Origin of the sequence: Salinarchaeum sp. Harcht-Bsk1, assembly GCF_000403645.1 — an archaeon.
Taxonomy (GTDB): domain Archaea; phylum Halobacteriota; class Halobacteria; order Halobacteriales; family Salinarchaeaceae; genus Salinarchaeum.
This window is the reverse complement of the sequence record NC_021313.1, coordinates 456,839-477,970: the sequence shown is the minus strand read 5'-3', so window position 1 is coordinate 477,970 and position 21,132 is coordinate 456,839. Positions and strand designations below refer to the sequence as shown.

13 protein-coding genes are annotated in these 21,132 nt (G+C 66.6%); 9 read left to right on the top strand and 4 right to left on the bottom strand.

The features are described from left to right. The first annotated feature begins 17 nt into the window (after window positions 1-17). A complete protein-coding gene (locus tag L593_RS02295; RefSeq protein ID WP_020445302.1) occupies window positions 18-548 on the top strand; it encodes a hypothetical protein in 531 nt (176 codons plus the stop codon). A gap of 164 nt (window positions 549-712) precedes the next feature. Here the strand turns inward: L593_RS02295 and trpB are convergent, their stop codons facing one another. The 4 genes from trpB to gyrB all read right to left on the bottom strand — a co-directional run bounded on the left by trpB (window position 713) and on the right by gyrB (window position 8,424). Continuing rightward, on the bottom strand, window positions 713-1,873 hold the full coding sequence (gene trpB / locus L593_RS02290; RefSeq protein ID WP_020445301.1) for a tryptophan synthase subunit beta: 1,161 nt from the start codon (window positions 1,871-1,873) through the stop codon (window positions 713-715). Window positions 1,874-1,986: 113 nt separating this feature from the next. Beyond that, on the bottom strand, window positions 1,987-3,396 hold the full coding sequence (locus L593_RS02285) for a GTPase HflX (RefSeq protein WP_020445300.1): 1,410 nt from the start codon (window positions 3,394-3,396) through the stop codon (window positions 1,987-1,989). A 367-nt stretch (window positions 3,397-3,763) separates the two neighbouring features. After that, window positions 3,764-6,355, bottom strand: a complete 2,592-nt coding sequence (gene gyrA, locus L593_RS02280; protein WP_020445299.1) for a DNA gyrase subunit A — start codon at window positions 6,353-6,355, stop codon at window positions 3,764-3,766. 92 nt (window positions 6,356-6,447) lie between these two features. Further along, a complete protein-coding gene (gene gyrB, locus L593_RS02275; protein WP_020445298.1) occupies window positions 6,448-8,424 on the bottom strand; it encodes a DNA topoisomerase (ATP-hydrolyzing) subunit B in 1,977 nt (658 codons plus the stop codon). A 288-nt stretch (window positions 8,425-8,712) separates the two neighbouring features. Between gyrB and L593_RS02270 the strand changes: the two genes are divergently transcribed. From L593_RS02270 to mre11, 8 genes are all read left to right on the top strand, one after another. Continuing rightward, window positions 8,713-11,178 (top strand): DNA topoisomerase VI subunit B, encoded by a 2,466-nt coding sequence (locus tag L593_RS02270; RefSeq protein ID WP_020445297.1) that lies wholly within the window; start codon window positions 8,713-8,715, stop codon window positions 11,176-11,178. 32 nt (window positions 11,179-11,210) lie between these two features. Then, window positions 11,211-12,311 carry a DNA topoisomerase IV subunit A gene (locus tag L593_RS02265; protein WP_020445296.1) on the top strand — a complete coding sequence of 367 codons (1,101 nt, stop codon included), beginning with the start codon at window positions 11,211-11,213 and terminating at the stop codon, window positions 12,309-12,311. Between the two features lie 237 nt (window positions 12,312-12,548). Beyond that, a complete protein-coding gene (locus L593_RS02260; protein ID WP_020445295.1) occupies window positions 12,549-12,977 on the top strand; it encodes a type IV pilin in 429 nt (142 codons plus the stop codon). A 111-nt stretch (window positions 12,978-13,088) separates the two neighbouring features. Beyond that, window positions 13,089-13,397, top strand: a complete 309-nt coding sequence (locus tag L593_RS02255) for a hypothetical protein (RefSeq protein WP_020445294.1) — start codon at window positions 13,089-13,091, stop codon at window positions 13,395-13,397. Window positions 13,398-13,426: 29 nt separating this feature from the next. Continuing rightward, window positions 13,427-16,999: a chromosome segregation protein SMC gene (gene smc / locus L593_RS02250; protein ID WP_020445293.1), complete on the top strand. Its 3,573-nt coding sequence runs from the start codon at window positions 13,427-13,429 to the stop codon at window positions 16,997-16,999. Then, a complete protein-coding gene (locus tag L593_RS02245) occupies window positions 16,992-18,086 on the top strand; it encodes a ScpA family protein (RefSeq protein WP_020445292.1) in 1,095 nt (364 codons plus the stop codon). Before smc ends, L593_RS02245 begins: the two co-directional genes overlap by 8 nt. Window positions 18,087-18,174: 88 nt before the next feature. Beyond that, entirely contained in the window at window positions 18,175-19,548 is a 1,374-nt protein-coding gene (locus L593_RS02240; RefSeq protein WP_020445291.1) for a phosphomannomutase, read from the top strand. A 93-nt stretch (window positions 19,549-19,641) separates the two neighbouring features. Continuing rightward, complete coding sequence (gene mre11, locus L593_RS02235) at window positions 19,642-21,117, top strand: DNA double-strand break repair protein Mre11 (RefSeq protein ID WP_020445290.1); 1,476 nt, start codon at window positions 19,642-19,644, stop codon at window positions 21,115-21,117. The last annotated feature ends 15 nt before the right edge of the window (window positions 21,118-21,132 follow it).

The window sequence follows — 21,132 nt, the reverse complement described above, 5'->3', positions numbered from 1 at the left end:
GCTGCGCAGCTACCACCATGACCAGATTCGACGCGAGCACCCCCGACGATCGTCGTGCGCTCGTCGCCGACGCGATCCGCGCCCACCGCGAACGCGGGAGCGTCTTCTGCACCCTCGAGGCTGGCTCCCCACCGCCGGATCACGCGACGACGGACGACGCCGCTATCGATGGCGACGACGCCGTCCAGGATGCAGACAGCGTCGTCTCTGATGCCGAACGCCCCGCCCCCGACGTCCCCGAGGCCGACTCTGGTGACGGAACCCTTGACGGCGAGCCCGACGCTCCTGCCTGGATCCAGTTCAGCGATCCCGAGTCCCAGCTCAACCTCGATTGCACGGACGAGGAGTACGACCGGATCACCGACGTCCTCTCCACTGCCGGTGCGTTCACGATCGACGAACAGGCGTCCCCGGAGGAGGCGGAGGGGCGGAACCTCCGCGTCACGGCCTACGCTGACCCGGATCGCATCGGGCAGGTCGTCGATCGCATCTTCGTCGAGGGGTTCGGGTACGACGAGGACTACCGGCTCTGGGCCACCGAGATCTGAGTGCCGGCTGCCCACTGTGATCGAGGTCGTCTGCACAAATCACGGGTGTCGTGAGATTCGGTCGTCGAACGGCTTCGCTCGACTCCCGAGCCGTTTCCGGGTAGGTGTGAAGGAGGCTTCCAGAGCGTCGTTGGCTGCTTTGCCCGTCGGATCGGTGCAGGCGTTCAGCTGAGGTCGAACAGCTCCGCGGCCTGCTCCATGTCCTTGTCGCCACGGCCGCTGCAGTTGACGACGATGACGTCGTGCTCGTCGGCGAGATCTTCGGCGAGCGCGATGGCGTGACTGGTCTCGAGTGCCGGAATGATCCCTTCCTCCTCGGAGAGCGTCCGGAAGGCGTCCATCGCTTCGTCGTCGGTGACGGCGTGGTACTCCGCGCGACCCATCTCCCGGAACATCGCGTGCTCGGGGCCGACGCCGGGGTAGTCGAGGCCAGCAGACACCGAGTGCACCTCGACGTCCTCGTCGATCACGCGGGTCTGCATCCCGTGGATGACGTCGTCGGTACCGGTATCGAGCGGTGCCGCGTGGCGCTTCGAATCCGCGCCTTCACCGCCGCCCTCGGCCCCGTAGAAGTCGACCTCCTCGTCGTCGCGGAAGGCGTGGAAGAGTCCGATCGCGTTCGACCCGCCACCGACGCAGGCCACGCAGGCGTCGGGGAGCCGCCCCTCGCGCTCCTGAATCTGTTCGCGGGCCTCCCGACCGATGACGGACTGGAACTCGCGGACCATCCGCGGGAACGGATCCGGTCCGACCACGGAGCCGACGAGGTAGTGCGTGTCCTCGACGTTCTGGGCGAAATCCTCGAGAGCGGCGTCGACGGCGTCGGCGAGCCCCTCGCCGCCGCGAGTGACCTCGTTGACCTCGGCGCCCATCAGCCGCATCCTGAAGACGTTCATCTTCTGGCGCTCGACGTCCTTCTTGCCCATGTAGATCTCCGTGTCGAGGTCGAGCATCGCGCCGACCATCGCCGTCGCGGTGCCGTGCTGGCCCGCGCCAGTCTCGGCGATGAGCCGTTCTTTCCCCGCGGCCCTCGCGAGGAGGCCCTGCCCGACGGTGTTGTTGATCTTGTGCGCGCCGCCGTGGAGCAGGTCCTCGCGCTTGAGGTAGATCTCCGCGCCGAAGCGATCCGAGAGCCCCTTCGCGTGGTAGAGCGGCGTGGGCCGACCCGCGTACTCTTCCAGCGTCGCGTGCAAGTTCGCTTTGAACTCGTCGTCGCCCAGGACGACGTTCTCGAATGCCTCTGTGAGGTGGTCGAGTGGCTCCTCCATCACTGGCGGAACGTGGCGTCCCCCGTAGCTGCCGAACGAACCGTCGTCTGCTGGCATACCGACCGAATGGCGTCGCCGCTCGCACTAATACGTACCGACAGTTTCGTACATCGATGGTGATGGACCGGCGAAGCACGTCACACTGTCACGCGGGAAACCAGGTGTGGCGCTCACTGGGCCGGCGATTCCGGTAGCTCCTCGGCCTGCCCTCGAAGCCGCTCCACCGCGGCTGGGTGACCGTTCGCGAGGAGTTCGACCGTGTCACCCTCGTAGCTGACGTCCGCGACCGACAGTTCGTCGTAGGCTTTCGATACCAGCCCCATGGTCGCCGAGCAGTTCGGCAGCGTCAACTCGACTCGCTCGGCCGGCAAGGCGTCATCGAGCCGCCGCCCGAGCGTATCGATGCCGGATCCCGCCAGTGCGCTGATCGCGATCGGTTCCGTCTCGGGCAGCCGCTCCCGAACCTGCTCCCGTCGCTCCGCGACCGTCCCCTCGTCCGTTGCGTCGACCTTGTTCAACACCGGTAGCACCGGTGCGTCGGTCCGCCCGGTCAGCGTCTCGATCGCCGTCGCCAGTCGCGTCTCGAAGCGATCGACCGGGGCGCTCGCGTCGAGCACCAGCAACACGGCGTCCGCGGTCCCCACCGCCCGGAGCGTCGATCGGAACGATCGGACGAGCCAGTGTGGCAGGTCGCTGACGACGCCGACCGTGTCGGTGAGCAGCACCCGGCGGCCTTCGATCGTCGCTCGGCGGGTCGTCGTCTCCAGGGTCTCGAAGAGCCGGTCCTCGACGGTGACGCGCTCGGCGAGGTCGTCGTGCTTCGAATTGGCGTCGTTCGCCGCAGTCGGATCGTCGTTCGCTGCACTCTGATCTTCGCTCGCAACAATCGGGTCTCCTGACGGCGCGCTCGGATCGTCGTTCGCACCACGTGATCCGTGAGTCATCGCCTCGTCATCGGCCAGTCGGCGCAACAGCGTCGACTTCCCGGCGTTGGTGTAGCCCGCGACGGCGACGTGATCGAATCCCTGCTCGCTCCGCCGTTCGCGACGCTGTTCGACGACTACCTGCGTCGATTCGAGCGCCGATTCGAGCGCCTCGATTCGCTCGTCGACGTGTTTGATCTCGCCCTGTTCGCTCGCCTCGAACTCGCCCAGCGTTCGGCGCTCGTTCGCGGCGTCCTCTTCGAGTTTGAGCGCAGCCCGCACCCGCTTGCGTTCGTACCGTAGTTCGGCGAGTTCGACCTGTAACTGGGCGGCCCGGTCGGTCGCCCGGTCCGCGAATATCTCGAGGACCAGCCGATACCGGCCGAGCACTCGCGTTTCGGGCGGACACAGCTCCTCGAGGTGATAGGCTTGCTGTGGAGTCACCCGGTCGTCGACCAGGATTGCGTCGGCGGCCGTTTCTGCTGCCAGGTCGGCCAGCTCCTCGGCCTTCCCGCGGCCCACGTGGTAGGTCGAATCCTCCGCGCGCCGCTGACCGACTGTCTCGATCACCTCGTAGCCTGCCGTCTCGGCGAGGCCGCGTAACTCGGTCGCGTCGATCGGTTCGTCTCGTCGTCTTCGTACCGCGATTGCTTGCATGGATGTCGATAGCTGTCGCTCTCGATTCGATCCGTCGCGGCCTCGATAGAGTGCGACCCCCGGCATCTGTGCCGGTAACCCTCCTCGGTCGCACCCGGTCCGGTCCCGACGGACGCGTCGCTCGAACGTGTCGTACGTCGAGAGCGCGTCGCGGCAGTCCCTGCAACCGTCTCGTAGCCGTCGATCCAGAACTGCGAAGCACGTTGCTCCGACGGTGTCGGAGCGACGAGCAACTGCCGGGACGGCACGAGAGCGTGGTGCTCACGTGCCAGCGACGAACGCTCCCGGTCAGCAGGAAATGGTCATCGGATACTCCTTTCTTCCGCCGAGATCGTGAAAAACGTTGCGCTGCCGTCTGCGGAGCGTGCTACTCTTCGTCGGCGGCCTGGCTCCCGTCGGCGGCTTCGCCGGCGGACTCCTCCTGCTCCGCCCCGCTTTCCTCGGATTCGGGTGCCGAGTCGGCGACCTGGTCGGCGTCATCGTCCGCGCCTTCCTCGTCCGAATCGTCGGCTTCGCTCACGTCCAGCACGGCGACGTCCGCGACGGCGTCACCCTCCTCGATGCCCATCACGATGACGCCCATCGTGTTCCGGCCGACGACGGAGACGTCGGCGGCGCGGGTCCGCATGATCTGCCCGTCCTCGGAGTAGAGCACGAGGTGGTCGTCGGCGTCGACGGCCTCGACGGCGACGGTCGGCCCGTTACGGTCGACGGTCTCGATGTCGACGAGCCCCTTGCCGTTGCGGGACTGCGGCCGGTATTCGGTGAGCTTCGTGCGCTTGCCGTAGCCGTTCCGGGTCACCGTCAACAACTCGCCGCTGGGATCGTCGATCGCGGTGACGCCGGCGACTTCGTCGTCGCCGACGAGTTCGATTCCGCCCACCCCGCGGGCGCTCCGGCCCATCGCGCGGGCATCGGTTTCGGGGAAGCGGATGGCCATCCCCTGCTCGCTGGCGATCAGGAGGTCGTCGTCGCCGGAGGTCATCGCGACGTCGACGATCGCGTCGTCGGGATCGACGTCAGCGGCGATGATCCCCGTCGAGAGGACGTTCTCGAAGGCTGTCGCAACCGTCCGCTTGACGTACCCGTTCTTCGTCGCCGTAACGACGTAGCCGTCGGTGTCGATCTCGTCGTAGGCCAGGACGGTGGCGATCGTCTCCCCGTCCTCGAGGTCGAGGAAGTTGATGGCAGCCGTGCCGCGGGCCGTCCGCCCCATCTCGGGGATCTCGAAGCCGCGGGTTTCGTAGACCTCACCGGACTCGGTGAACCAGAGGAGGTGGTCGTGGGTGTTCGCGGTGAACACCCTGGAGACGCGGTCGCCCTCCTTGACGTCGGCGCCGATCACCCCTTTGCCACCGCGGCGCTGGTCGTCGAACCGCGCGGCGGGCATGCGCTTCACGTAGTCCTGCTCGGTCAGGACGAAGACGGACTCTTCCTCGGGGATGAGGTCCTCGTGGGTAACCGTGCCGTCGTCCTCGACGATCCGGGTCCGCCGGTCGTCGTCGTACTCGTCTTTGACCTCGCGGAGCTCCTGCTTGATGACGGCCATCAGCTCCTCCTCGTCGCCGAGGATCGTCTCGAGGCGCTCGATCTCGGCCTGTACGTCCTCGTACTCCTCGCGGATCTCCTGGGCCTCCATCGAGGTCAGGCTGCCGAGTTGCATCCGCACGACGTGCATGGCCTGCTCCTCGGTGAACTCGAACTCCTCCTGGAGCCCCTCGACCGCGGTGGCGCGGTCCTCGGAGTTCCGGATCAGTTCGACGACGTCGTCGATGTTGTCGAGTGCGTGCAGCCGACCTTCGAGGATGTGGGCGCGGTGTTCGGCCTCCTCGAGGTCGTACTCGCTACGTCGGCGAACGACCTCGCGACGGTGGTCGACGTACTCTTGCAGGGCCTGTTTGAGCGTGAGGACCTGGGGCTGGCCGTCGACGAGCGCGAGCAGGATGACGCTGAACGTGCGCTCGAGGTGGTGTTCGAGCAGCTGGTTCTCGACGAGTTCGACGTTCGCGCCGCGCTTGCACTCGACGACGACGCGGACGCCCTCGCGGTCGGACTCGTCGCGGAGGTCGGAGATCCCCTCGATCGTCCCGTCGTTGACGTCCTCGGCGATCCGCTCGACCATCCGCGCTTTGTTCTGCTGGTAGGGCAACTCGGTGACGACGATCCGGTCCTTGCCGTTCTCGTCCCGCTGGACCTCGTACTCCGCGCGGAGCCGTAGCCGGCCGCGGCCGCCGGAGTAGGCCTTGTAGATGGCGTCCCGGCCGACGATGTTCGCGCCCGTCGGGAAGTCGGGGCCGGGGACGTGCTCCATCAGGTCCCGGACCGTCGCGTCTGGGTTGTCGATGAGGTGGACGACCGCGTCGATCACCTCGCCGAGGTTGTGCGGTGGGACGTTGGTCGACATCCCGACCGCGATTCCCGACGCACCGTTGACCAGCAGGTTCGGGAACGCGGCGGGGAGGACCTCCGGCTCCTGGAGGCGGTCGTCGTAGTTGGACTGGAAGTCGACGGTGTCCTTCTCGATGTCGGCGAGCAGTTCCTCGGAGATCTCCGACATCCGGGCCTCCGTGTACCGCATCGCCGCGGGCGGATCGCCGTCCATCGACCCGAAGTTCCCCTGGCCGTCGACCAGCGGGTACCGCATCGAGAAGTCCTGGGCCATCCGCACGAGGGCGTCGTAGATCGGGCTGTCGCCGTGTGGGTGGTAGTCACCCATCGTCTCCCCGACGATCGAGGAGCACTTCCGGTGGCCAGAGTTGCTCGTGACGCCCATCTCGTGCATCGCGAAGAGAATGCGCCGGTGGACGGGCTTGAGACCGTCACGGACGTCTGGGAGTGCCCGGCCCGCGATGACCGACATCGCGTAGTCGATGTAGCTCTGCTCCATCTCGTCCTCGACGCGGACCGCTTCCACGTCGGCGGCCTCGATGGTGTTCTCCTGTGGCAGGTCGGAGCTCATCGCTCACCTCGTCGAGTCGTCCGCTGCGTCAGGGGTCGTGAAGATCGTGTCATGTGTGGCTGGATAGTAGTGGGAAATTCGGCCCTGATCGGTCAGATGTCGACCCACTCTGCCTCGGGGGCGTGCTCTTCGATGAACTGCTTCCGCGGTTCGACGGCGTCGCCCATGAGCACCGAGAACATGCGATCCGCCGCGGCGGCGTCCTCGACCGTGATGCGCTTGAGCCGTCGGTTCTCCGGATTCATCGTCGTCGCCCAGAGCTGCTGGGGGTTCATCTCGCCGAGGCCCTTGAACCGCTGGACCTGGGTGGGGTTACCGTCGCACTTCTCCTCGACGATGCGATCCCGCTCGGCGTCGGTCATCGCGTCGTAGGTGTCGCCACGGTAGCGGATCCGGTAGAGCGGTGGTTTGGCGGCGTAGACGTAGCCGGCCTCGAGCAGGGGCTGCATGTGGCGGTAGAACAGCGTGAGGAGGAGCGTCCGAATGTGGGCGCCGTCGACGTCGGCGTCCGTCATGATGATGATCTTCTTGTAGCGGGCCTCCTCCATGTCGAACTCGTCGCCGATCCCGGTACCGATCGCCGTGATGAGCGACCGGATCTCGTTGTTCTCGAGGATCCGATCGAGGCGGTGTTTCTCAACGTTGAGGATCTTCCCCTTGATCGGGAGGACGGCCTGATTCTCGGGGTTCCGGGCCTGCTTCGCGGAGCCACCCGCTGAATCGCCCTCCACGACGAACAGCTCCGCTTCGTTGGGGTCCTGCACCTGGCAATCGGAGAGCTTTCCGGGAAGTGCGGTGTTCTCGAGCGCCGACTTCCGCCGGGTCAGTTCTTCGGCCTTCTTCGCTGCCATCCGTGCCTTCGCGGCCTCGACGGCCTTGGAAATCACCGCACGAGCGGTGTCGGGGTGCTCCTCGAAGTACGTGCCGAGGTGCTCGTGGACGGCGCTCTCGACGACGCCGCGGACTTCGGAGTTCCCGAGCTTCGTCTTCGTCTGGCCCTCGAACTGCGGGTCGGGGTGCTTGATCGAGATCACGGCGGTGAGCCCCTCGCGGATGTCGTCTCCTTTGAGGGTGCCGTCGATGTCCGACAGCATCCCCTCGTCGGTGGCGTAGTCGTTGATCGTCCGCGTGAGCGCGGTCTTGAAGCCCGTCATGTGCGTGCCGCCCTCACGGGTGTTGATGTTGTTCGCGAAGGCGTGCAGTGACCCCTGGAGTTCCTCGGTGGCCTGCATCGCGACTTCGACGTGAACCTCGCCTTCCGCGCCGGCAGCGATCTCCGAATCCTCGAAGTAGATCACGTCCTCGTGGAGGACGGACTTCGTCTCGTTGAGGTACTGGACGAACTCGCGGATGCCACCCTCGTACTCGAAGACGGAGCGGGTCGGTTCACCTGTTGCATCGTCCTCGGCCTCCGCATCCTCATCGACGTCTCGCTCGTCGGTCAGGACGATCTGGACGCCGGAGTTGAGGAAGGCAAGTTCGCGGAGCCGGTTCTCCAGCGTGGAGAAGGAGAAGTCGGTGGTCTCGAAGATGTCGTCGTCCGGCCAGAAGCGGATCTCGGTGCCCGTGTCCTCCTCGTCCTCGAGGTCGCGGACGCGTTCGAGGTCGCCCGCGGGCTCGCCGCCGCGGAACGACTGGCGCCAGAGCGCGCCGTCGCGCTTGACCTCGACGTCGAGCTGCTGGGAGAGGGCGTTCACCACGGAGACGCCGACGCCGTGGAGCCCGCCGGAAACCTGGTAGGACTTGTTGTCGAACTTCCCGCCGGCGTGGAGAACCGTCATGATGACCTCGACGGCCGGCCGGTCGTACTCGGCGTGGGTGTCCACCGGGATCCCGCGACCGTCGTCGGAGACGGTGACGGAGTCGTCGTCGTGGATCGTCACGCCGATCGAGTCGCAGTAGCCCGCCAGCGCCTCGTCGATCGCGTTGTCGACGACCTCGTAGACCAGGTGGTGGAGCCCCCGACCGTCCGTTGACCCGATGTACATCGCGGGTCGTTTCCGGACGGCCTCGAGGCCTTCCAGCACCTGAATTTCCTCGGCGCCGTAGGCCGGATCCTCGCCGTTCATAAAACCTGATTCCGCCTTGACGGGGAGGGGTCATAAATCCCCGCATGCGCGCTCGCGCGCGAGCGAGCAGGAACGACTATTCTTCGGGGCGAACGCGACCGAAGGATACCGCGTTCAAGAAGGGGCGCGACCGCTTTCGCGCAGGTGCTACGACCGGAATACGATCCTGTCGAGTGGGTAGCGATCCCACGTCCGCTATCTCGACCGCACCGCCGTCGATCGCTTCCGGCTCCACTTTCACCCTGGTTGCGCACGACTTATACCACGCCGGCCGCTACCCGGACCGTAATGACGTCCTTCCAGCAGACCCTCGGCGCCGAGGAGGGGGTCGCCGAGGAGCTCGCCGAGACGCAGCGAGCCATCTCCATCGCGGAGTTCTTCGAGAAGAACAAGCACATGCTCGGGTTCGACAGCGGGGCCCGAGGACTCGTCACAGCCGTCAAAGAGGCGGTCGACAACGCGCTCGACGCGACGGAGGAAGCGGGTATTCTGCCGGACATCTACGTGGAGATCGAGGAAGTGGGCGACTACTACCGGCTCACGGTCGAGGACAACGGGCCGGGGATCACGAAAGAACAGTTGCCCAAGATCTTCGGAAAGTTGCTGTACGGCTCGCGATTCCACGTTCGCGAGCAGAACCGCGGGCAGCAGGGGATCGGGATCTCCGCGGCCGTGCTCTACTCCCAACTCACCAGCGGGAAACCCGCGAAGATCACGAGTCGGCCGAAGGGTGCCGAGCGTGCCCAGTACTTCGAACTGATCATCGACACCGACGAGAACGAGCCCGAGATCCGCGCCGAGGAGGAGACGACCTGGGACCGACCCCACGGGACCCGGATCGAACTCGAGATGGAGGCGAACATGCGGGCCCGCCAACAGCTTCGGAACTACATTCGGGCGACCGCCGTCGTCAACCCCCACGCCCGCCTCGAACTTCGCGAACCCGGGCTCGACGAGCCGCTCAAGTTCGAACGAGCGACCGACGAACTTCCCGCAGAGACCGACGAGATTCGTCCTCACCCACACGGCGTCGAACTGGGCACGCTCCTCAAGATGCTCCAGTCGACGGATTCACACTCCGTTTCGGGCTTCCTCCAGGGCGAGTTCACCCGCGTGGGCAAAAAGACCGCCGACGGCATCATCGACTCGTTCCGCGACGAGCACTACGGCCGCGAGCTGTCGTGGTCGACGCCGGGGGCCCACGAGGACGCGGACGTCCGTCGTGCCGTCCAGCAGGCCGTCTCCAACAAGGGAAAGGAGGCGACCGCAGACTTCGCGGACAGAATCGCGAACGTTCTCGAGGAACGGGAGCGAGTGAGCTACCACGCGCTCGAGACGATCGTCGACAACGCAGGCGACGCCGTGGAGGAGGAGTATCCGAAGGCGTTCGGCAGCACCGTCCGACAGAACGCCGTCGAAGCCGTCTGGGGGCAGGTAACGGGCGATGCTGCTGCAGCCGACGCGGAGGCTGCCGATGTCGATCCCGACGCCGAAACCCGACGCCGTGCCGACGTCTACGCGCTGGTCAACGACGCGACGAGCGACCGGAAGGACGACGCGACGGTCGAGGGACTGGCCCGTCGGATCGCCGAGAAGCTCACGAACGAGACCGGCGAGCGCGACCGGCTGACCCGAGACGACCTCGAGGACTACGTCGCCAGGTCGGCGGACATGACCGAGAAGCAGGACGACGACGCCTCGATCGGCGACACCGCCCGGGAGAACATCGTCGAGGCGATCTGGGAGATCACCCGGACGGTTCCAGACGACCCGCCGAAAGTCCGATCGCTCTCGGACGATCGCGACGCCGCGAGCGCGCTGCTGGAGGGGATGCGTGCCGTCGACGTGATGGCGCCGCCGACCTCCTGTCTCGCGCCGATCACTGACGAGCTGATCGAGGCCGGTCTCAAGAAGGAATACGACGCCGACTTCTACGCCGCGTCGACGCGGGACGCCGACGTCCACGGCGGCGATCCGTTCATCGTCGAGGCCGGCATCGCGTACGGCGGCGAGATCGACGAGGAGGGCTCCGTCGACGTGATGCGCTTCGCGAACCGCGTCCCGCTGGTCTATCAGCGCGGTGCGTGTGCCACGACGGACGTGGTGAAGTCGATCGGGTGGCGGAACTACAACCTCGAACAGCCCGGCGGTTCGGGCATCCCGAACGGCCCGGCCGTCGTCATGATCCACGTCGCGTCGACGAACGTCCCCTTCACCAGCGAGTCCAAGGACGCCGTGGCGAACGTGCCCGCGATCGAGGACGAGATCGAACTGGCGATCCGGGAGGCCGCTCGGGAGCTCAAATCCTTCCTCAACAAGCGCCAGTCGATGCAACAGCGCAAGCGCAAACAGAACAAGCTCGCGGAGATCCTGCCCCAGATGGCCACGAAAGTCGCGGAAGTCACCGAGCAGGACGAGCCGATGTTCGACGACGCGCTAGCCCGCATCATGAACAACGTCCTTATCGAGCGCGAGGTCGAGGAGAACGGCGACGGCACGGCGGTCTCGGTCACCGTCGAGAACAATAGCGATCGCTCGGAGTCGCCCAAACTCACTGAAATCGTCACTGCCGAACCGCGGGACGTCTCCGGGGACGCCAGCGTCACCGAAATGGACGGGGAGTACTTCCTCACCTGGGAGCCCTCCGTCGGCGGGGGTGAGTCGGCCACCCTCGCGTACGAGACCGACGCCGACGCCGAGTACGACCTCCAGGTCGACGGCGTCGAGGACGCGAAGCTAACCGTGAGCGAGTGACCAGCCAGTTCGATCACCTTACCACTACACCAATGACAGCCGACACCCGACTCAACGAGGAAGAGGCCCGCGAGCAGCTGATCGACCTCGCCGCGGACATCTACGACCAGATGAACGCCGGCGAGATTCCGAACATGACGATCCCGACCCGGACGAAATCCAACATCGAGTACTCCGAGGAGGAGGACGTCTGGGTCTACGGTGACCGGACGTCGACCAGATCCGCAAACAGCGTCCGCGGGGCGCGGAAGCTCCTCAAGGCCGTCTACACCGTCGACTTCCTCGCCGACCAGCTCGACCAGGACCGCTCCTCGACGCTCCGGGAGCTGTACTACCTCTCCGAATCCTGGGACAACGACGAGGCGCAGTTCAACGATCAGGACGAGTCGAACCAGCTCGTCGAGGACCTGGAGATCGTCACCGAGGTCACCCGCGAGGACTTCCACATGCGGCCCGAGGAGTCCGGCGCGAAGGTGATGGGACCGCTGCACCTCCGCGAACAGACGAACCGCGGCGACCGCGAGATCCACTGCCAGCTCGACGTCGGTCAGGGCGGCTACCAGATCCCGAACAACCCTGACACGATCGAGTTCCTGGATCACGACGCCGAGTTCGTCATGTGCGTCGAGACCGGCGGCATGCGGGACCGCCTCGTCGAGAACGGTTTCGACGAGGAGTACAACGCGATCGTCGTCCACCTCGGCGGCCAGCCGGCGCGAGCGACCCGCCGACTCACGAAGCGCCTCCACGACGAACTCGATCTGCCGGTCGTCGTGTTCACTGACGGTGACCCCTGGTCCTACCGGATCTACGGCTCGGTCGCGTACGGATCGATCAAGTCCGCCCACCTCTCGGAGTACCTCGCGACGCCGGAGGCGGAGTTCATCGGCATCCAGCCCGAGGATATCGTGGAGTACGACCTGCCGACGGACCCGCTCTCGGATTCGGACGTCAACGCCCTCGAGAGCGAACTCGAGGACCCGCGCTTCCAGACCGACTACTGGCGCGAACAGATCGAGCTCCAGCTCGACATCGAGAAGAAGTCCGAACAGCAGGCGTTGGCTTCCCACGGGCTCGACTTCGTGACCGAGACCTACCTCCCCGAGCGCCTCGAGGAGATGGGCCATCTCTGACCGTCGCTGCTGATTGCAGGTAGTTCCACGTCGGGGGCTTCGAGCGAGCTATTTGGCTTTTCTCGGCACGTGGTTACGATGTCATCGCCCGTGGTCCGAGGGAGTCGGCCGGGGAAACCACCAGTGCCTACAGGCGGCCTGCTAAGCTGACGGTCACGATCGAACGCCCCCGGGAGTCGCCCTTCGGCCGTGGGGGCGAGACGAGGCGCTTACCACGCTGCCCTCCTAACCCCGTCCATGGCAGACTCCGAAGGGCTCTCCCGGGAGCAGTTCCGGTTGCTGCTCTTGGTCGCGATCGGCATCGGTGCAGTCCTCCTGCTCGCGATCATCGGCGTCACTGCGGCCTCTGTCGTCTGGGGAACTGGCGGCGGTGGCGGGGCGCCGACCGCGGCGTTCGAGGTCCAGACGATCGACCGATCCGACGGCGTCGCCGCCAACGTCTCACACGCCGGGGGCGACGCGGTGAATCCCGAATCGATCGTCGTCGAGGTCAACGGGGAGCCCCGCGGAACGTGGACGGAACTCGGCGGCCAGGGGCCGGACATCGTCGCTCGGGGGCACCAACTGGTGCTGGACGACGTGGCTCCCGGCGACTCCATTGCCGTCGTCTGGACCGGCGACGACGAACGGGTGGAACTCGGTCGGGGGACGATCCGTCCTGGGTAGAGCGGCGTCACTGATGGGATCCGGTCAGCGTCCGCGAAGCAGCTGGAACGTATCGGGTATCGGAGTGATGTCTGACGAATACTTATGCCGCTGGCGCGGGGGCGTTACTGTATGTCGAACCGGGTAGAGGAGCTCGAGACGACGGTTTCGGCGCTCGAGTCGACGATCGAGGGACTGACAGAGGAGCTCGTGGAGACCAAAGAGCGGCTCCGCGTGATCGAATCGAAGCTAGACGTCGACGCAGCCGACGTCGTGCAGGAAACGCCGATCCGAGAGGCGCCAGCAGAGGACGGACCGACCACGGAGGCGGCGCCCGACGAGGTCGAACAGGCAGTCGAAGCGGATAAGGAGGCGGAGAGTGAGGAACCAGCAGAGACCGAGGGGACCGGTGAGCTGGGCGACGACATCATCGTCGCCTGAGCGCCGGCCCCTCAACGGGCCCAGAAGGCATGCACATCCAGGAAATCGTCCTCGAGAACTTCAAGAGCTTCGGACGGAAGACCCGTATCCCGCTCTACGAGGACTTCACGACCATCTCCGGGCCCAACGGATCTGGCAAATCCAACATTATCGACGCCGTTCTCTTCTCGCTCGGCCTCGCACGGACCAGAGGTATCCGTGCCCGGAAACTGACGGATCTCATCTATAATCCGGGCCACGAGGCAGGTGCTGACTCCCCCGGCCCGAAGGAGGCCACCGTCGAGGTCGTTCTCGACAACGGCGACGGCAAGCTCTCCAGGGCGCAGGTCGTCAACGCCGCCGGGACGGAGAAAGTCGGCGACGTCGAGCAGATCCGTATTCGCCGACGCGTCAAGGAAACCGAGGACAACTACTACTCGTACTACTACCTCAACGACCGTTCGGTCAACCTCTCGGACATCCAGGACCTGCTCGCCCAGGCCGGCGTCACCCCGGAGGGGTACAACGTCGTGATGCAGGGCGACGTTACGGGGATCATCAACATGACGTCGGGCGAGCGCCGGGAGATCATCGACGAGATTGCCGGCGTCGCGGAGTTCGACGCGAAGAAGGCCGACGCCCTGGAGGAACTCGAGGTCGTCCAGGAGCGCATCGACGAAGCCGAACTCCGGATCGAGGAGAAGCAAGAACGCCTCGACCAGCTAGCCGACGAGCGTGAGACCGCCCTCGAGTATCGCGACCTCCGTGAGGAGAAGAAAGAGTACGAGGGCTACCTCAAGGCCGCCGAACTCGAGGAGAAGCGCGAGGAACGCGAGGAACTGGCGGACGAGATCGAGGCCGGCGAGGCCGACCTCGAGGAGCTGAAATCCGATCTCGACGAGCGCCAGGGGCGCGTCACGCGGCTGCAGGAGGATCTCGAGGATCTGAACGCCGAGATCGAGCGCAAGGGCGAGGACGAGCAGATGGAGCTCAAACGCGAGGTCGACGCGATCCAGAACTCCATCGCACGCCTCGAGGACAAGATCGAACTCGCGGAAGAACGGATCGAGGAGGCCGAGGCCCGCCGGAAGGACGCGTTCGTCAAACTCGACCGGAAGAACGAGGAGATCGACGAACTCGAACGCCAGATCCGCGAGACGAAGGTCGAGCAGTCCTCGGTCAAGTCGGAACTGGAGGAGCGCCAGGAGGCCCTCGAGGACGTCGAGGCGAAGATCGACGCCGTCGACACCGAGTTCGAGGCGCTGAAGGACGAGCTCCAGACCCACAAGCAGGACCGGGAGGAGCTCCGCAGCGAGAAGAACGAGCTCCAGCGCGAACAGGATCGACTCCTCGACCAGGCCCGTCGTCGCTCCAGCGAGATCGACGAGGCGAAGGCAGAGCGCGAATCCCTCGAGGAGCAGTTGCCCGAACTCGAAGCCGAGCGCGACGACCTCGAATCGGAGCTGCGCAAGGCCGAGGCCAACCGCGAGAACATCGCCGAGGTCGTCGACGACCTGCAGGCGGAGAAACGCGAGCAACAGGAGGAACTCGACGCTCTCGACGACGAGATCCAGGCGAAACAACAGGAGTACGCGCAGCTCGAGGCCCAGGCCGGTGACAACGGCGATTCCTCCTACGGCCGCGCAGTCTCCACGATCCTGAACGCCGACAAGCCGGGCGTCCACGGCACGGTCGCCCAGCTCGGTAGTGTCGAGGATCGGTACGCGACGGCCTGTGAGACCGCTGCAGGTGGCCGTCTCGCGAACGTCGTGGTCAACGACGACGGCGTCGGCGAGGAGTGCATCGAGTACCTGAAGGCCCAGAACGCGGGGCGCGCCACCTTCCTGCCGCTGACGGAGATGGACAAGCGTGGGCTGCCGAGCGCGCCCGACGACCCCGGCGTCGTCGACTTCGCGTACAACCTCGTCGACTTCGGCGGGGAGTACGAGGGGATCTTCTCCTACGTGCTCGGGGACACGCTCGTCGTCGAGGACATGGAGACGGCTCGCCACTACATGGGCCGGTTCCGGATGGTCACGCTCGACGGCGACCTCGTCGAGAAGTCCGGCGCGATGACCGGCGGTTCGACGAGTGGCTCCCGCTACTCCTTCACCAAGACCGGGAAGGGCAAACTCGAGCGAGTCGCCGAGGAGATCAACGACCTCCAGGAGCGCCGGAGCGAACTGAAATCCGAGATCCGCGACCTCGAGGAGCGCATCGACAGCGCCCGGGATCGCCGCTCCGACGCCACGGAGGAGGTCCAGTCGCTCCAGGCCGACGTCGACCGCGTCGAGGACGAGATGGCCGACGTTCGCGAGGAGATCGAGGCCCAGGAGGAGCGCGTCGCGGAGCTAGAGGACCAGCGCGAGGCCGTCGACCAGGAGATGAACGAACTGGAGGAGTCGATCGACGAGGTCGACGGCCAGATCGCCGACCTCGACGAAGAGATCGAGGAGATCGAGAGCGAACTGGCGGACTCGGAGGTCCCGGAACTGACCGCCGAAGCCGAGGAGATCGAGGGCGAGATCGCCGACCTCGAGGACCGCATGGACGCCCTCGACGCCCGCCGCAACGAGTACGAACTCGAGAAGGGCTACGCCGAGGACGCCATCGACGACCTCAACGACGAAATCGAGCAGGCCCAGGCGACGAAGGCCGACCAGCAGGACGAGATCGCCGAGTTCGAAGACCAGATCGAGGAGCACGAGGCCGAACTCGAGGAGACCCGCAAGGAGATCCTCGCGCTCGAAGAGGAGCTTTCCGACCTCAAGGAGGATCGTACGGAGCTTCGCGACACGCTCCAGGAGGCCGTCGACGCTCGCGACGAACTGAAATCCGAACTCCAGGCCGCGCGCACGGAACTCGACGAACAACGCGAGCGTGCGAGCACCCTCGACGCGGAGATCGAGGAACTGGAGGCCGAGGTCGACGCGTACGACCCCGAAGACGTCCCAGACCACGACGAAGTCCGGCGTCGGATCGGCGAACTCGAATCCGAGATGGCGAGCCTCGAACCGGTGAACATGAAGGCGATCGAGGACTACGACGCCGTCGAGGCCGACCTCGAGGACCTCCAGGAGCGCAAAGACACGCTCGTCGAGGAACGCGAAGGCATCACCGACCGCATCGAGTCCTACGAGAGCCAGAAGAAGGACGCGTTCATGGAAGCATTCGAGGCCATCGACGGGCACTTCCAGCGCATCTTCGAGCGCCTCTCGAACGGGACTGGGGAACTCGTCCTCGAAGACGAGGAGGACCCCTTCGAGGGCGGCATGACGATGAAGGCCGAGCCCGCGGACAAGCCGGTCGCGCGCCTCGAGGCGATGAGCGGCGGCGAGAAGTCCCTCACCGCGCTCTCCTTCATCTTCGCGATCCAGCGGTTCGACCCCGCGCCGTTCTACGCACTCGACGAGATCGACGCCTTCCTCGACGCCGCCAACGCCGAGCGCGTCGGCGAGATGGTCGACGAACTCGCCGGCGACGCGCAGTTCGTCGTCGTCTCCCACCGCTCCGCGATGCTCGAGCGCTCCGAGCGCGCTATCGGGGTGACGATGCAGGACGACAACGTGAGCGCAGTGACGGGCATCGACCTCGCGAACGAGGGGGTGCCCGCCGATGACTGACGGGACTCCCGGGGAGGCGGCGCAGTCGGCCGAGGACGAGTCCGACGACGTTCCGCTGGACATCGCCGGTCACGAGGAGCGGACGCCGCCCGGAGCGGACGAAGACGAACCCGACGCGATCGACGAGGAGGACGTTGCGGCCAACGGCGGTGCTGCGACGCTGGAGACCGGCACGCCGAACGCATCGGCTGGGCCCGTCGAGGCAGAGGACCTCATCGCCGACGACCTGGCTGAGGAGGCGGGTATCGGCGATACCGGAGACGGCGAGGACGACGCCGACAGCGTCGACGCGGACGACGATGACGAGGAAGTCGAGCCGATCGAACTCCTCGTCCAGCTGGCGAAGGACGGGGAGATCGATCCGTGGGACGTCGACGTCGTCGACGTGACCGAGGAGTTCCTCGCCGCGCTCGAGGAGGGCAGTCTCCGCGAGTCCGGCCGGGCCTTGTTCTACGCCTCCGTGCTGGTGCGGATGAAGAGCGACGTCCTGCTCGAACCCGACGCGGCCGAGGAGCAGGCCGAGGACCCCTGGGACGCTCCGATGGAATCGCCAGAGGACGCACCGCCGGCGTTCGACCCGATCGACTCGCTCGAAGCGGAGATGGACCGTCGGCTCCAGCGCAAGCACGTCCGTGGCACCCCGGAGACGCTCGACGAACTCGTCAGAGAACTCCGGGAGGCCGAGCGCGGGTCCTGGTGGAAGGAGGGCCGCGAGTACGACACCAGTGGCTCGCCGGCGGGCTTCGACCGCGGCACCCAGACGGTCGACTACCACATGAACGACGACCGCCGCATGGAAGGCGAGCCGACTGCGGCGGAGGTGACGGAGCGGACGCACGGCGAAGACATCGAGGAGATTATCGACACCGTCCGGGCCGAACTCACCGAGCACTACGACGCCGGGCGGCCGGAGGTGCTCTTCCGGGAAGTCGAGGATTCGGGGGGATCGCGCGTCCACACCTTCCTCGCCATCCTCTTCCTCGCGAATCGAAGCGAGGTCAGACTTCAGCAAGACGAACTGTTCGGCGACCTCTGGATTCAGGATCCCACGGCGGACCTCGGCGTCGAAGGTGCGGTGGCGGACTGACCGGCGAACTCGATCGACAGCGTTGCGTATGGACCGCCGGAAGCTGGTCTGACGAAGCTTTTTGCCGCGGGCCATCGACCTGTCGGGTATGGACGAAATCTCGTTCGGGACCGACGGGTGGCGTGCCCATTCCGACCTCGTGACGCCCGAGCGACTCCACGCCATCGCCCAGTCGGTGGTGGACCTGCTGGCCGAGGACGGACTCGACGGCGAGCAGATCGTGATCGGGTACGACGCCCGGGACGGTGCTCGCGAGCGAGCCGAGGAGATCGCTCGCGTGCTCGCGGCCGGTGGGCACGACGTGTTGCTCGCGGACCGGGACTGCCCAACGCCAGCGGTCGCGCTCGCCATCGTCCAGCGCGACGCTGCCGGCGGGTTCGTCGTGACGGCCTCGCACAACCCGCCGGAGTACAGCGGCGTGAAGTTCATCCCGCACGACGGCGCTCCGGCGCTGCCGGCCGTCACCGAGCGGATCGAAGCCGGGCTTCGCGAGCCCGAACCTTCGAACGAGGGCGCACAGGGCGAGATCCGCGAGGTGGACCTGATCGAGTCCCAGATCGGCGCGGTGCTCGACCTCCTCGCGCCCGACCTCGACGGTCTGACGGTCGCCTACGACGCGATTCACGGGAGCGGTCGCGGCGTGACCGACGACGCGCTCGAACGCGCCGGGGCGGACGTCTTCCGCCTGCGCTGTACCCGGGATCCGACCTTCGGTGGCGGGGAGCCCAATCCCGAACCGGAGATGCTCGAGGAACTGGCCGAGATGGTCGAAGCCGGGGAGGTCGACCTCGGAATTGCCAACGACGGCGACGCCGACCGCGTCGCGATCGTGACCGAGGCCGGCTTCCTCGACGCCAACGAGTTGCTCGCGGCGCTCTACGAGTTCCTCCTGCAGTCCGATACGGGACCGGCGGTCCGGACGGTCTCGACGTCGAGCCTGATCGATCGGATCGCCGAGGACCACGACGAGGCGATCGCCGAGACGCCGGTCGGATTCAAGTGGGTCGCGCAGGCGATGGCAGAGGACGATGCGCTGATCGGCGGCGAGGAGAGCGGCGGGCTCTCGATTCGTGGGCACGTCCGGGAGAAGGACGGCACGCTCGCGGCAGTGCTCGCGGCGGCGGCACACGCCGAGGAGCCGCTGCAGGATCGGATCGAGCGGCTTCGATCTGCCTACGGCAACCTCCGGCAGGACCGCGTGAGCGTCGTCTGCCCCGACGACCGGAAGGAGCCGGTGATGGCGGCGCTCGAAGACGAACTGCCCGACGCCGTCGCTGGCGCTGCAGTCGAGTCGGTCAATCCTGCCGACGGCGTGAAGTGCATGCTCGCCGACGGCACCTGGGTGCTCGTCCGGCCGAGCGGGACGGAACCGAAGCTCCGGATCTACGCGGAAGCGGAGTCCGACGACCGCATCGACGGGTTGCTCGCGGCGGGCCGCGAAATCGTCGAACCGCTGGTTTGAGTGGCTCGCCGAGGGCTGGAGCCCCGGCAGAGCGAGGTTCACTTTCGCCGCGCTCGCGGAACTGCTAAGGGAGCGGGCTGGCAGTACTCGGGTGTGACCAGAGTCCTCCACACCGGGGACACCCACGTCGGCTACCAGCAGTACCACGATCCCCGCCGCCGTCGGGACTTCCTCCGGGGCTTCGAGTCGGTCGTCGAGGACGCCATCGCCGACGACGTCGACGCCGTCGTCCACGCGGGCGACCTCTTCCACGACCGGCGGCCCGACCTCCAGGACCTCCAGGGCGTCGTCGCCGCACTCCGCGAACTGCGCGCCGCCGGGATTCCGTTTCTCGCGATCGTCGGCAACCACGAGGCAAAGCGCTCGGGACAGTGGCTCGACCTCTTCGCTGATCTCGATCTCGCCGAGCGCCTCGACGACGAGCCCCGCGTCGTCGGCGAGGAGGGCGACGACCTCGCGCTCTACGGCCTCGATCACGTGCCCGAGAGCGAACGCGACGAGCTGGGGTACGAGTTCGACGGCCACGACGCGGCACGATCGGCACTCGTCGCTCACGGCCTTTTCGGCCCGTTCGACCCCGCGGAGTGGGACACCGAGCACGTCCTCGACGCGGCGACGGTCGACTTCGACGCCATGCTGCTCGGGGACAACCACATTCCCGGAAAGCAGCAGGTCGGCGACACCTGGGTGACCTATCCCGGGTCGACGGAGCGGGCGAGCGCGAGCGAGCGGGCAGATCGGGGCTACAACGTCGTCACGGTCGACGACGGCGGCCTCCGGATCACTCGCCGAACGCTCGAGACGCGGGAGTTCGTCTTCGTCGACGTGGAACTCGCCGACGGCGAGGGTGCCGAGGTCGTCCGCGAGCGCGTTCGCGAGCACGACCACGAGGACGCCGTGACGATCGTCACCGTCGAGGGCGAGGGCGAACCGATCGCACCTGGCCCGATCGAGGAACTCGCCAGCGAGCAGGGCGCGATCGTCGCCCGAGTGAACGATCGCAGGGACGTCGAGACCGCCGAGGACGACGACCTCGAGGTCTCCTTCGCGGATCCCGACGAGGCCGTCCGCCAGCGTGTCCGCGAGATGGGGTTGAGTTCCGCGGCGCGCGATCTGGATCGAGTCGTTCGCGACGGCTCCATCGCAGACTCGAACGTCCGCGGGTCCGCACGACGACGCGTTGCCGAGCACCGCGAGGCGGGGCTGGAAGCGTTCGAACCAGTGCCAGAGGAGGATCGGCCCACATCGCCCGTCGCCGAGGACGGTGACGAATCCGGGTCGGAATCAGTCGACGACGGGGCTGCTTCCGAGTCGGATACGGCCCCATCGGCTGCCGATACCGCGACGCAGGACGTCGATTCCGGTCGATCGAGTGCGGATCCCGGGACGTCCACGGCTGATCCCGATATGCTCGCGGACGATCCCGACACCACGGACGGGCCCAGCACGTCGTCGGACGATGCCGGCACAACAGACGATCCCGGCGCCTCGCCTGACGGAACCAGCGAATCGAGCGACGACGCCCCCGCGGAGAAGGAGAGTCAGGCATCTATGGAGGAGTACCTGTGAGCGCGGAGGTGTCTG